This window comes from Candidatus Methylomirabilota bacterium (assembly GCA_036002485.1).
In the GTDB taxonomy this organism is placed as follows: Bacteria; Methylomirabilota; Methylomirabilia; order Rokubacteriales; family CSP1-6; genus AR37.
Genome location: DASYTI010000177.1, coordinates 15,095 through 28,181, shown reverse-complemented (window position 1 = coordinate 28,181; position 13,087 = coordinate 15,095). Strand labels below are relative to the sequence as shown.

The 13,087-nt window shown below is 69.1% G+C and carries 10 protein-coding genes; 2 read left to right on the top strand and 8 right to left on the bottom strand.

The features are described from left to right. Positions 1-2: 2 nt before the first annotated feature. The 5 genes from VGT00_16655 to VGT00_16635 form a co-directional block, all read right to left on the bottom strand. Positions 3-533 carry an HNH endonuclease gene (locus VGT00_16655; protein HEV8533056.1) on the bottom strand — a complete coding sequence of 177 codons (531 nt, stop codon included), beginning with the start codon at positions 531-533 and terminating at the stop codon, positions 3-5. Positions 534-583: 50 nt separating this feature from the next. Next, positions 584-1,075, bottom strand: a complete 492-nt coding sequence (locus tag VGT00_16650; protein ID HEV8533055.1) for a hypothetical protein — start codon at positions 1,073-1,075, stop codon at positions 584-586. A gap of 86 nt (positions 1,076-1,161) precedes the next feature. Further along, positions 1,162-2,088: a Ppx/GppA phosphatase family protein gene (locus tag VGT00_16645; GenBank protein ID HEV8533054.1), complete on the bottom strand. Its 927-nt coding sequence runs from the start codon at positions 2,086-2,088 to the stop codon at positions 1,162-1,164. A gap of 7 nt (positions 2,089-2,095) precedes the next feature. After that, the gene (locus VGT00_16640; GenBank protein ID HEV8533053.1) at positions 2,096-4,411 is read right to left on the bottom strand and encodes a GAF domain-containing protein; all 2,316 of its coding nucleotides are present in this window, start codon (positions 4,409-4,411) and stop codon (positions 2,096-2,098) included. A 344-nt stretch (positions 4,412-4,755) separates the two neighbouring features. Then, positions 4,756-5,142, bottom strand: coding sequence for a cytochrome c (locus VGT00_16635; GenBank protein ID HEV8533052.1), 387 nt, complete (start codon positions 5,140-5,142; stop codon positions 4,756-4,758). Positions 5,143-5,339: 197 nt separating this feature from the next. Here VGT00_16635 and VGT00_16630 point away from each other — a divergent pair, with 197 nt between their 5' ends. Beyond that, on the top strand, positions 5,340-6,671 hold the full coding sequence (locus VGT00_16630) for an FAD-dependent oxidoreductase (GenBank protein HEV8533051.1): 1,332 nt from the start codon (positions 5,340-5,342) through the stop codon (positions 6,669-6,671). Between the two features lie 185 nt (positions 6,672-6,856). Here the strand turns inward: VGT00_16630 and VGT00_16625 are convergent, their stop codons facing one another. The 3 genes from VGT00_16625 to VGT00_16615 form a co-directional block, all read right to left on the bottom strand. Next, positions 6,857-8,410, bottom strand: coding sequence for an MFS transporter (locus VGT00_16625; protein ID HEV8533050.1), 1,554 nt, complete (start codon positions 8,408-8,410; stop codon positions 6,857-6,859). A gap of 1 nt (position 8,411) precedes the next feature. Further along, the gene (locus VGT00_16620) at positions 8,412-8,714 is read right to left on the bottom strand and encodes a hypothetical protein (GenBank protein ID HEV8533049.1); all 303 of its coding nucleotides are present in this window, start codon (positions 8,712-8,714) and stop codon (positions 8,412-8,414) included. 143 nt (positions 8,715-8,857) lie between these two features. Further along, positions 8,858-11,671 carry a ribonucleotide reductase N-terminal alpha domain-containing protein gene (locus VGT00_16615; GenBank protein ID HEV8533048.1) on the bottom strand — a complete coding sequence of 938 codons (2,814 nt, stop codon included), beginning with the start codon at positions 11,669-11,671 and terminating at the stop codon, positions 8,858-8,860. A gap of 110 nt (positions 11,672-11,781) precedes the next feature. On the opposite strand from VGT00_16615, the gene VGT00_16610 reads away from it, so the two are divergent. Then, the gene (locus VGT00_16610; GenBank protein HEV8533047.1) at positions 11,782-13,086 is read left to right on the top strand and encodes an efflux RND transporter periplasmic adaptor subunit; all 1,305 of its coding nucleotides are present in this window, start codon (positions 11,782-11,784) and stop codon (positions 13,084-13,086) included. Position 13,087 lies beyond the last annotated feature (1 nt).

Sequence of the window (13,087 nt, the reverse complement as noted above, 5' to 3'; positions counted from 1 at the left end):
GCTCAGGGGGCGGTGGGAACCGCCACCAGGTACTTCCGCCACGAGTCGAGGAAGCTGGTCGCGTGCGGGTGCCGCATCAGGTGGACCGAGAAGAGGAACTGCGGGTGGACCGGCTCTCGGATGAGACGCATGCGGGACTCGTCGAGGGTCCGATTGCCCTTGAAGAGGTTGCAGCGGAGGCAGGCGGCCACCACATTGGTCCACGTCGTCTGGCCGCCCCGCGAGCGCGGCATGACGTGATCCACCGTGAGCTTCTCCCCGCGCCGGGAGCAGTACTGGCAGGTGTAGCCATCCCGGCGGAGGATGTTCTTCTTGTTGAAGGCTACCCGCTCCAGGAAGGGCTTCCGGATATAGGCGGCCAGCCGGATGACGGAGGGCAGCGGGAAGGCCCGCGAGGGCGAGCGGATCACGCGGGGCGAGCTCTCCACGCTCTCGGCCTTGCCCGCGAGGAGCAGGGTGACGGCGCGCTTGGCGTTGGTGAAATGGAGCGGCTCGTATGTGTAGTTGAGCACCAGGACCGCGATGTCGTTCATATCCGTTCGTCAAGGATAGTCAGCGGTCCGAGCACTGTCAACACCGCGCCTTAGACCAGGGACCGCCAGACCACCGGCGCGAACCCGGTGAGGGCGAGGAAAGCGGAGCCCACCCAGCGCCAGTCGTCCGTCATGAGCGAGACGGCGATGAGGGCGATCATGAGGCAGAGGAGCAAAAAGCACAGGCCGTAGAATCGGATCTCGCGCCGATCGGTCCAGCCGCCCTTGCCCACCAGCTGGGGCATCTTCCCCGCGAGATAGACCGGCGAGTAGACGAGAAAGAACACGACGAGGGCCGCCGAGAAGAGCACGATCCCCGAGAGCGCTCCCACCAGCCCCCAGGCGACCCACGCCGCGGGCGAGGCCGCGGGCTCCGAGAGCAGGCGCGGAACGACGTCGGGACGGAACATGATGAGAAGGAGCGCGGCCGCGCACACGGGCAGGACCCACTCCAGCCAGGCCAGCTTGGGCGCTCGCGGCGCCAACTGGATGCCCAATCGGCGCTCCTGCTTCTCGGTGTACTGGCCGGATCGATTCGCCATGGTTCCTCCGTCTCAGCGGGCCAGGCTCACGAGGGCCCCGAGCACGCTCGACCGCTCGGCACCGCGCCTGGCCGCCCATCTTCGCATCATGACTTGCTCAGTATCTCATACAGGATGCCCTCCCGCAGACCACGGTCGCTCACGATCAGGCTGTCGAAGCCCAGGCGCGTCAGGACGGCCAGGCAGATGGCCGCGCCCGGCACGATGAGGTCGGCCCGCCCGCGTTCGAGGCACGGCAAGGCCGCCCGCTCGCTCACGGTCAGCCCGGCGAGTCGCGCGAGCTGGACCTCGATCGCGCGCCTGGTGAGCCGGTGGCCCTGGACCCGGGCGGCATCGTAGGCCGTGAGTTCGAGATCGAGGGCGGCCAGCGTCGTCACCGTGCCGGCGGTGCCCACGAGCTCCGGGGACCGCGCGCCGCTGATGCCGGGGATGAGCCCGGCAGACAGGGCCTGGTCGATCGCCGCCTCCAGACGAGCCAGCTGGCGCAGATCCACGGGGCCCGCGTCCGTGTGACGCTCCGCGAGAGCGACCACACCGAGCCTCAGGCTCACCATGACCGCAGGGCGCGCGGACTCGGCCAAGACGAACTCGGTGCTGCCGCCTCCGATGTCGAAGAGAAGGAAGGAGCCCCCGAGGGCGGGCAGCCCGGCCGAGACTCCCAGGAGCGTCAGGCGCGCCTCATCTTCACCCGAGATCACCTCGACCGAACACCCGCACGCCGCGCGAACGGCGGCCAGGAGGTCGTCGCGGTTCGAGGCGTCCCTCACCGCGCTCGTGGCCACGATCCGGATCTCCTCAGCCCCCAGGGCTCGAGCCCGCTCGACGAACTCCGCCACCACGGCCGTGGTCCGGCGCATGGGCGCGTCCCCGAGCGCGCCGCGCGCGGCCTGGCCTTCGCCGAGGCGCGTCACGCGCTGGGTCTCGAGGAGAGGGCGCCACTCGGATGGTCGCGCTTCCCCCACGAGGAGACGCACGGTGTTGGTGCCGAGATCGACGGCGGCGACCCGCTTCACTCGGACGTTACTTGGAAGGACGCAGGCGCAGCGCGTCGGCGAGCACGGCGAGCACGCGCTCGATCCTGAACGGCTTGACGAGCATCAAGTCCACCCCCGCCTCCCGCAGACGCTCGGGATCGAGCAGGTGGCCCCAGCCCGTGATCAGGACGACCGGAGTCTCGGGACGGAGGCGCTTCACCGAGCTGGCGACATCGAGCCCCGAGCATTCCGGCAGCGAGAGATCGGTCAGCACGACGTCGAAGGCGCCACCCTGAAAGCGCGCGAGGCCCGTCAAGCCGTCGGTCGCCGACTCGACGTGGTGGCCTGCGGAGGTCAGGGCCTCCACGAGCAGGGCCCGGATCGGGTCTTCGTCCTCGAGCACCAGGATGGAGGCGACGTCCGACCGTGCGGTCGCCCCGCCCTCTGCGGCCACGGGCCGAGACGCCTCCACATCATGTTCAGAAGCGGCGGGAAACCACAGCGCCACCGTCGTACCCGCGCCTTGCTCGCTGCGGATGTGCACGGTGCCGCGGTGGCGGCTGACCACCCCCCGGACGACCGAGAGGCCGAGTCCGGTACGATGCGGGGCCCGGGTCGTGAAGAATGGATCGAAGATGCGCCGGCGTATGTCCTCGCGCATCCCCTCCCCGGTGTCCGAGACCTGGAGCTCGACTCCCGGGTCCACGCGGCGCGCGGTCAGGCCCAGACGGCCGCCCTGCGGCATGGCGTCGATGGCGTTGAGGATCAGGTTCATGATGCCCTCGCGGAGCGCGGTCGCCTGCCCCTCCATCGGAGGGAGACGATCCAGATCGGTCACGACCTCGATCTGCACCCCGCGCGCCTCTGCCTCGTCCTTCCACACCGCGCGGGTCAGCGCCACCGCGTCCTGCACGACCGCGACCAAGTCCACCGGCCCCGTGGCATCGTCCGTGCTGGTCGCCGCGAAGCCCTGAAGGCGCCGCACGATATCCGCGGCGCGCCAGCCCGCCTCCTCGATGTCGGCCAGGTCCTCGCGCAGCGGCCCGTCGGACACGCGCGAGAGCATGAGCTGAGTCTTGCCGAGCACGATGGCGAGGATATTGTTGAACTCGTTGGCGATGCCGCCCGCCATGGCGCCCACCGCCCGCGCGCTCGAGGTCTGGACGAGCTGCTCCTGGGCGCTCTCGAGGCCCTGGAGAGCGCCCTGCACCTCGCCGTAGAGCCGGTTGTTTTCCATTCCCAGGGCGAGCATGGAGGCCAGCACCTGGACGGCTTCGATCTGGTCAGGGGAGAATTCGCGTGCCTCGGGGTCGCCCACATAGAGCGCGCCCACGGTCTGGCGCCGGAGACGCACGGGCACGGCAAGACACGCGCGCAGTCCCACCTGGAGAAGGAAGTCGTCCTCGGATCCCGCGCGGCCTTGAATGTCCCGGCATGACGCCGGGCGCTGCGTCGCGAACATCTCCCCCGTCAGTCCACGGTCGGTATCGACGCGCACGGTGTGGAGGACGTCGGCGGAGAGCCCCAGCGCCGCGGCGAGGGCAAACCCCCCCCTGCCGCCCGGCACGCCGATGGCCGCGACACGCGCCTCGGTCAGCCGGCAGGCGACTTCGCACGCACGCGCGAGGACGGCCTCCATGTCCTGTCCCACCAGGACATGGCCCAGGAAGACCTCGAGCTCGCGGAGCCGGCCAATGTGGCCTCGGGTGGTCTCGATCGCGTCACGATGGCCCAGGGCATTGCCGATCCGATCGGCGATCACGAGCAGGAGCAAGATCTCGTGCTCCGAGAATGCCAGCCGCGGCGCGCGGCGGCCCGCGTAGAGAATGCCCGCTGCGCTGCCGCCCGTGCGGACCGGCACCGCGATCGCGTCGTAAACGGGGAAGAGGACCAGGAAAGGATCCTCGACGATGCGGGGGGCGCCTCCGGTAACCCGGGCGAGCCTCTCGTCCTGGAAGGCCTGGCCGACGAGCCCTTCGCCGGCTTTGATGGAGATGGAGTCGAGATCGTCTCGACGGAACCCGCGACCGGCGCGCGGCACGAGCCTCGAAGCCTCCGCCTCCCAGGTGAAGAGCATGGCGCGGTCGGCCGTGAGAAGACGCGCCACGTGATCCATGGCGAGAGAAAAGATCTGAGAGGGCTCGAGGCCGCGAGAGGGGATGGCCAGGATCTCTTCGCCGACGGTGAGGGCGTCTCGCTCTTCCGGAGCCTCGGCGGCGGCCCGCGGCGCGGCAGAGGCGGAGGGAAGCCCGATCCTCCGGAGCCGGTCAGCCAGCGACTCGATGCCCTGTCGGATCTCGAGGAGCGCGCCGTGGAGGCTTTGCGGAGTCGGATCCGGGGAGACCTGCTCGTCGTCGCTCATGGGCAGCCCGGCAAGATACTACTGCGGCGTCGTGCTCGCCTGCCTGGCAAACTTCAGCCGGGCGAGGAGCAGGTCATTTCCTCAAGTCAAATGGGTGAGGGCCGAGGCCGACCCGCTGGGTACTGGGCCAAGTTGCGAGCCAGTTCAACTCAGCCCTCACCTCGGGCTGTGCCCTCGGCTCGAACTGCCACGCCCGAGGGAGCCTGCAACGCGAGGCGTACCTGTATGTACGTTGAGCGTTGCAGGCGACCGAGAACGTGGCCCTTCGAGCTGAGCAGCGCAGCTGCGAAGCGAGGGCTGAGTAGAACTGGCGAAGCAAATTGGCCCAGCACCCACCCTCGGCGCTACTTGACGGCGAGAGTACGTAGATACCGGACCAGCGCCCAGCGCTCGTTCTCGGGCAGATGCCTCCACGCGGGCATCGGCCCGCGGCCGTTGCTGATCTTCCAGAAGATCTCGCCGTCCGACTCGGCCTGCACCTTCTTCGATGTCCAATCGGCCGGCTTGGGGTTGAGGGCCACCGCGGCAGCTCCATCGCCTTTGCCCTTGGGCCCATGACAGGTGACGCAGTTGACCTCCGCCACCTTCTTGCCTTGCTCGATGGTCTTGGCATCGGCGGGCAGCGGGTTCTTCTTGCCCTTCTCGCTAGCGGGCGCCGTCCACGGAGCCTGGGCTGTCGCCAGTCCGGCCGGCGCGATCACCGCGGCCAGCGCGAGCGCCAGAGTCGCCATCACGGCTGACCGTCTCACCCCCATCGCCATCGCTCCCCCTTGGCATACGTCATTGGTACGTCGTGTATCACTGGGGCACGTCGCGTATCACTGACAAGTCGCGTATCAGTTAGCATCCGAAAGATTCGACGGTCAAGCCGAATCTTCGATTCACCTCCATTCGCGGCCCGAAGAGCCCTGTGCTATCGTCTCGGCCCATGACCGAAGCGGCGACCCACGCGGTGGCGGTCGTGGGCGCGGGACCGGCGGGGCTGTTCGCGACCCGCGCCCTGGCCGCGGCGGGATGCCGCGTCCTCCTGATCAACCGAGACATCAAGGCGGGCGGACTGGCCGAGTACGGGATCTTCCTCAACAAGTACAAGATGAAGGGCGGCCTCCGAAAGCAGTTCCACAAGATCCTCACGGATCCGCTCGTCACCTATCTCGGTCACGTGGCGGTGGGCGAGGGCGCCCCCTTGAGCGTTCCCGCCCTCCGCGCGGCCGGCTTCGACGCCGTGGTCTTCGCCATCGGCGCCCAGGGCACCAAGTACCTCGGCATCGAGGGCGAGCGACGGCCGGGCGTCTACCATGCCAAGGACCTCGTCTATCACTACAACCGCCTTCCCCCTTTCTCGGAGCGCCATTTCCCCATCGGACGTCGGGTGGCCATCGTGGGCGTCGGCAATGTCATGGTGGACATCGCGAACTACTGCGCGCACTTCTGCGAGTGCGATGAGATCATCGCCGTGGCGCGCCGGGGGCCGCACGAAAAGGCCTACGACGACCGGGAGTTCGAGGATGTCGAGGACGCCTTCGACCGGGAGGCGTACCGGCGCGAGGTCGAGCGCATTCGCCCCCGCCTCGAGGCCGCGGGACAGAGCGCGGAGGACGTCCTGAAGGCGCTGGCCGCCCGGCCAGAGGCCGAGAGCCGCTGCCGGGCCCGCCTGTCCTTCCGCTTCCTGGCTTCCCCGAGGCGCGTGGTGACCGAAGGCGGTCGCGTCATCGCCCTCGAGGTCGAGGAGACGCGGCTCGAGCGCAAGGGCGAGCGGATCAGCGCGGTCGGCACGGGTGAGATCTCGCTCATACCGTGCGACACCGTGGTCTTCGCGGTGGGCGACCGCGTGGACGAGCGGGCGGGGCTGCCCTACAAGGAGGGGCTCTACGTGACGGCGCCCGGGGAAGAGCAGGACCCGGCCGCGGCCTATCAGGTCTGGGATCCCGCCCTGGGCCAGCCCCTCGCCGACGTTTTCGTGGTCGGCTGGGCTCGGCGGGCCAGTGACGGCGTGGTCGGCCGGGCCCGTCTCGACGCCGAGACGGGGATCAAGCACATCTTGAAGATCCTCGGCTCGCGGCCCACGCGCTCGCCCGCCGAGGCGGAGCGTCCGGTGACGGCGATCATGCACGAGCTCCGCACAGCCGGGGCACGGCCCGTGACCTATGACGAAGTCCTCCGCATCGAGGACGCGGAGCGCGAGCGCGCCAGCCGCGAAGGCGTCGAGGAGTTCAAGTTCGCCAGCGATGACGAGATGCTGGCCCTTCTCTCCGGCTAAATAGCTCGGAGGGGGGCTCTGCCCCCCTTTCGAAGCCTCCCCCCGACGCAGGGCGAGCCGGAGGACGTCGCGGGGCTGGGGCCCCGCCGTCCGAGGCGAGCAATCTGAGGATCGCGCCGGCGAAGCCGGCGCTCGAAGTGGAACATTCCGGCTGGCGAGAGCTTGGCGCTCACTGAGACAGACTCCTAGCCCGCCGGGGGGCGCGCTTGTGTCCTGCCCGTCGAAGCCGACAGGAGCACGAGGATCAGCGCGCCCAGTCCATAGCCGGCGGCGAGCAGGAGCGGAAACGCGCTTCCCGCCGACCATGGCCAGAAGAGCGCCCCGCTCGCCCGCGGCGAGTGAATGGCCCCGAAGAGCGTCGCCGTCCCCGCCACGAGGAACACGGCGGCCGCGCGACGGAGGCGTCCCTCGACGATGCTCACGAGGGCCCATCCCCACAGGAGCGCGGTCACGATGAAGCCATTGCCGAGCACGAGGAGGTGCTCGTAGGCGAGCCGGCCGTCGCCGCGGAGATCCGCCGCGCCCTTCCCCACCGAGGCCAGGAGCGTGTTGATCTGGATCAGGACGAGGGCGGCCACGGCGGGAATGAAGGAGACGGCGACGGCCGCCGCATGTCGCGCCGGCGAGGCGATGAAGGCCTGGGCGGTGATCTCCAGGCCGATGAAGATCAGGATGGGCGCCACGGCGGCCTCGGACAAGACGCTCACGAGAAGCCCCACGAGTCCGAGCGAAGCGCCCACGCCCATGGCGAGGCCCGTGGCCAGCGTGTAGCCCGCCCGCGCGCCCATGGCCTTGTAGGCGGGATGGCCGATGTACGGCGTGTTCTGAATGACTCCCCCGCAAAGCCCGGCGGCCATGGTCGCCACGGCTTCCGTCAGCAAGATATCTCGCGCGCGGTACTCGTCCCCCGCCGCGATGGCGGACTCGGTGTTGTCGATACCCCCGATCACCGTGGCGACGGCAAACGGGATGGCCAGGGACAGGTACGGCAAGACCGCGCCGAAGGTCTCGACCCATGCCAGGGTCGGCCAGGGGACGGCGAGGGCGAGGTGGGGTGGCTCCATCGTCGATGCCGGCCCCCAGCCGCTGGCGGCGCGGAGCCAGAAGACGGCCGCGCCTGCCAGCACGGCGACGAATGCGCCGGGCACGCCGCCGGGAAGGCGTACCCGGCCCACGAGGGCCACGAGGACCACGGTTAGCGAGACGAGCCCCACCAGCGGGTCGGCGAAGACCTTGAGGGCGGGCAGGAAGGCGATGAGCAGGATGGCCACGCCCGCGATGGAGCCGAGGAGCGCCGCTCTCGGCACGAGACGCCGGACCCAATCACCGGCGAACGCCAGCACGAGCTTGAGGGCACCCATGGCCACGGTGACCCCCATGCCGATCTTCCACGCGAGGACCGGGTCTCCGGTGGCGAGCATCGCGGGCCCGAGGACGCCGAAGACGATGCCGAAGAGCGACGGGGTGTCGATGCCGAAGGGCATGGCGGTGACGTCGTCCCGACCCGAGGCGCGGGCCAGGCGCACGGCGAGCCACGTGTACACGAGATCGCCGATGAGCACGCCCGCGGCGGTTCCCGGCACGATGCGCTGGAGGACGAGGTCGGGCGGGAACTTGAAGACGCCGATGAGGATGCTGGAGAGGATGACGAGCTGGGTGGTGTTGTCGAGGGCGAGCCCGAAGAAGGCGTTCACGTCTCCGGGCGCGACCCAGCGCGGGCCGCGGCGCGCCACCGTCACCCTAGGCGGATCTTCGCTGGCCCGCCGCCGGCGCCACTGTGTCGCGAACGAGCCCGCGGATCCGCTCGGCGAGGGCCTGGCACCAGGCCAGGCTGCCGCGGCGATCTCTCACTTCCGGGTAGGCCAGCTCGATCTCGGATGAGAGCCGCTCGCCGATCCTGACGCGCAGCCCGTAGGCCTTGCCCTCGCGCGGGCCCTCACGGTCGAGCCGCACTTCCGCGTGGAGATCTTCGCGCTTGGCATGGGAGGTGGCGAAGTTCGCGAGCCAGCGCGCCACCTCGTCGTAGTCACCGCCGCTGAACACGCGCTTCTCCTACTGCTCGTGCCGGGCCGAGGTGCGAGCCAGACGAGGCCCGAAGGAGCCCGCGGCGCGAGGCGTACCTGTATGTACGTTGAGCGTCGCGGGCGACTGAGAACGAAGTATGGCGAAGTACATCGGCCCGGCACCTAGCACTCGTTGAAGCCGCAGGACAGACACTTCTTGCACCCTTCCTCGTACACGAGCGTCGCCTGCCCGCACTCCTTGCAGAGATCGCCCACCCGGCGGCGGCCGGCTTCGCTCGCATCCGGCGCATCCCGCGCGGGGCCGCGGCCGATGCCGATGTGCTCTCCCAGCGTGCGGGCCAGCGCGTCCGGCAGGGAGAGCACCTTGGCCGCTCCGAAGCCCGTGGGCTGCCCTCCGCCGATCCAGGCGAGCTGGCTGATGACCTCTTCGAGCCGCCGGCGCGGAGACAGGGGCGACGGCAGGCGGAGCACGAGAGAGATGAGTCGTCCGAGGGCCTCGGCCACCGCCATGGTATCGGAGCCGGCCTTGCCGACCTGGACGAACACCTCGAAGGGATCGCCCCCTGCCGTTTCGTTGACGGTGACGAAGGCGGTGCCGATGGGCGTTTCCATGCGATAGGTCGCGCCCGCGAGGCTGTGCGGACGGGGCCTGACCACGCGATCGTCGATCGCTTCCGCGCCCGCCGGTGCGGCCTCCGCGTCCCCGCCCACCCCCAGGTTGAGCACCTGACCACCCTTGCAGCCGTCGCGGAACACGGTGATGCCCAGACATCCCTCGCGCCAGGCCAGGAGATAGGCGTCCGCCACATCCTGTCCCGTGGCGTCGGCCGGCAAATTGATGGTCTTCGACACGCCGTTGTCCGTATGTCTCTGGAAGGCCGCCTGATGACGCACGTGCCAGCTCCAGTGAATCTCGTGCGCGGTCTTGAAGACCGCGCGGGCCGCCTCCGGGACTCCGGGGATGCCCGCCAAGGTCCCGCGGCGAGCGACCTCGACCATGAGCGCGTCGGAGTAAAAGCCACGCTCCCGGCCGATGCGCTCGAAGCTCTGGCTGACGAAGGGCAGGACGCGCTCGCCCTCGACACCCTTGACCCGGTGCTCGAAGGCCAGCGCGAACACCGGCTCGATGCCCGACGAGCAGCCGGCGATCATGGAGATGGTGCCCGTGGGCGCGATGGTGGTCACCGTGGAGTTCCGGAGGGCCTGGCCGCGCGTGTAGATGGACCGCTCGTAGTTCGGGAAGGGTCCGCGCTCCTCGGCGAGCCGGGCCGACTGGTCGTGGCCGATGTCCTGGATGAAGGCCATGAGCCGTCCGCCCAGCTCGAGGGCCTCCGCGCTGTCGTACGGGATGTCGAGGGCAAAGAGGAGATCGGCCCAGCCCATGACGCCCAGCCCGATGCGGCGATTGGCCTTGACCATGGCGTCGATGACGGCCAGCGGATAGGGATTGACCTCGATCACGTCGTCGAGGAAGCGCACGGCGAGGCGGACCACGCGCTCGAGCTCGTCCCAGTCCAGGCTCCACCGCCCGTCTTGCTCTCGAGCGAAGCGGGCGACATTGAGCGAGCCGAGATTGCACGCCTCGTTGGGCAAGAGAGGCTGCTCCCCACACTGGTGGACCACGAGACCATTGGCGATCATCGAGTGACTTTGCGGCTCGGTCAGATCGTAGACGCGGCGCACGCCGGCCGGTTCGACGCTGACCACTGGATCGGAGAAGCGCTGTTCATAGAAGTCGCCGGGGAAGGGAAGCCGCGGATCGGAGGCAAAGGCGCCAGGATCGCTCTGGATCCACACCCGGTGCTCACCCGGCTTCAGCGCGCCCGCCGCCGTCCAGCCGCGATCGGTCATGACGCGATGGTCCGGGGTGCACACGAGCTCGAAGCCGGCCCGGGTCCGGAGCCGCACGGTCTCCCGCTCGCCGGAGGAGATGGCCTGGCTGATGGGCAGGCACCCGTCGCCGTACGAGGCAACCGGCACATTGTGCGTGCCTTCCCAGACCATGAATCGCGCGGGGAGGAGTCGCTCGTCGACCTTGACGGCCACCCCGCCCTCACGGTAACGCGCGACCAGCTCGTCCATGCGCATCAGACCTTGGTCCGTGGCCACGAGCGTCTCGCCGGCGAGGCATGGGTTCGTGGCCTCGACGAGGCCGACCTGGGGTGTGGGATTGGCCGGGCTCGCGTTGATGCGGTCGATGAAGACGAGACCGGGGTCGCCCGTCCGCCACGCCGCGCGCACGATGCGGTCGAAGACCTCCTGGGCCGAGAGTCGCCCCACCGCCATGCCCGTGCGCGGGTTGATGAGGTCGTAGTCCCCGCCCGCCTCCAGGGCCGACATGAATGAATCGGTCACGGCCACCGAGATGTTGAAGTTGGTCATGCCGCCGTCGAGCTTGCACTCGACGAATTCGAGAATGTCCGGGTGATCGACGCGCAGCACGCCCATGTTGGCCCCGCGGCGCGTGCCCCCCTGCTTCACCGCCTCCGTCGCGCTGTTGAAGACCTTGAGAAAGGACACGGGGCCCGAAGCGCGCCCGCCCGTCGAGCGGACGAAGTCGTTCTTCGGCCGGAGGCGCGAGAAGGCAAAGCCCGTGCCGCCACCCGACTGGTGGATGATGGCGGCGGCCTTGACGGAGTCGAAGATCTCTTCCATCGAGTCGCCCACGGGCAGGACATAGCAGGCGGAGTACTGGAGCTGGTTGTCCTTGCCCGCGTTCATCAGCGTGGGCGAATTCGGCAGGAACTGGCCCTCGACCATCATGTCGTAGAAGGCGGCGGCGATCTCCTGGGAGGCGGCCGGGCTCCGGCCGAAGCGCGACTCGGCGTTGGCGATAGTCTGCGCTACGCGCCAGCACATCTCCTCCGGGGTCTCGACGACGCGGCCGTCGCGGCGGGCGAGGTAGCGCTCGGTCAGCACCCGCAAGGCAGGCTCCGACCAGCGACCCGCTTTGGACGGTCTGATCTGAGCTTCCATGAACCTCATCTTAACATAGGAGAATCGCGGGCTTGACTCTTTGCCCGCCATCCATAGAATGGTTGCAGCCAAAAGCCGATGATCCTGTCCCCTCCGGTTCCCGAGAAGAGATGAGTCTCCTCAGACGCTATCGCGTCCTGGTCGTCGTCATCGTCCTCCTCGTGGCGACCGGGAGCGGCCTCCTTCTCTGGAGCCGGGCTCAGCCGGCCCGCGGCGCGACCCGGGGTCGCCCAGACCCCTTGGTAGGTATCATCTCCCCGCAGCGGCGTGACATAGAGGTCAAGCTCTCCTTCACGGCCGACATCCTGCCCATCCAGCAGGCCGCGATCTTCTCGAAGGTCTCCGGCTATATCCGCAAGCTCCACGTGGAGCGAGGAGACTTCGTCAAGGAGGGCCAGCTCCTGGCCGAGATCGACGACCTCGAGCTTCGGGCCTCCGCCGAACAGGCCCGGGCCGCGCTCGTTTCGTCCCAGGCGGGGCTCGAGGTCGCTCGCTCCACGCTGGAGGGACAGCGCGCCAACTTCGAGAATCAGCGAGCCAACCTCGCCAAGGCCCGCGCCGTCGCCGCCAATGACGCTCGCCAGGCCGAGCGGATGAAGACCCTGTTTCAGAAGGGCATGGTCGCGGCGGCCGACTGGGACAATGCGCGGACCACCGCCGACTCCTCGGCCGCGTCGACGGATGCCGCGGAGGCGCAGGTCAGGCTGGCCACGGTGCAGATCACCACCCAGGAAAGCCAGGTGCGGCTCGCCCAGGCACAGGTGGAGACATACCGGGCGGCGTTGTCCCTCGCGCAAACCAATCTCAGCAATACCAGGCTCCTCGCGCCCTTCGCGGGATACGTGGCCCAGCGCAACCTTGATCAGGGGGCCGCGGTGAGCGGGCAGTCCTCGAGCACCACCAATACATCGGTGGGCATCATCGTCCTCCAGGACATCAAGAGCGTGAAGGTTCAGCTCGAGGTGCCGGAGCGGGACATCGGGCGGGTGAAGGTGGGCGGCGAAGTACGCGTGACGGCCGATCCGTACAAGGGTGAGGTCTTCGCGGGGTCCATCGCGCGGGTGGTCCACAACCTCGACCCCCGCTCGCGCACCATGGGTGTCGAGGTGGAGATCCCGAACCCGGATGCCCGGCTCAAGCCCGGCATGTTCGCGCGCGTCGAGGCCGTGGTCGAAGTCCGAAAGGGCGTGCTTTCGGTGCCCATGGAAACCCTTCGCATCGGCGATGGCCCGCCCCTCGTCATGGTGGTCAGGAACAACGCCGTCGAGCCCGTACCGGTACAGCTTGGCGCCGCGGACACCAAGGGCATCGAGATCGTCAAGGGTCTGGCCGAGCATGACCAGGTCATCCTCCAGGGCAAGGACCTGGTGCGACAGGGGCAGAAGGTTCGCACGACGCCGGCGACAGGCCAGTAGC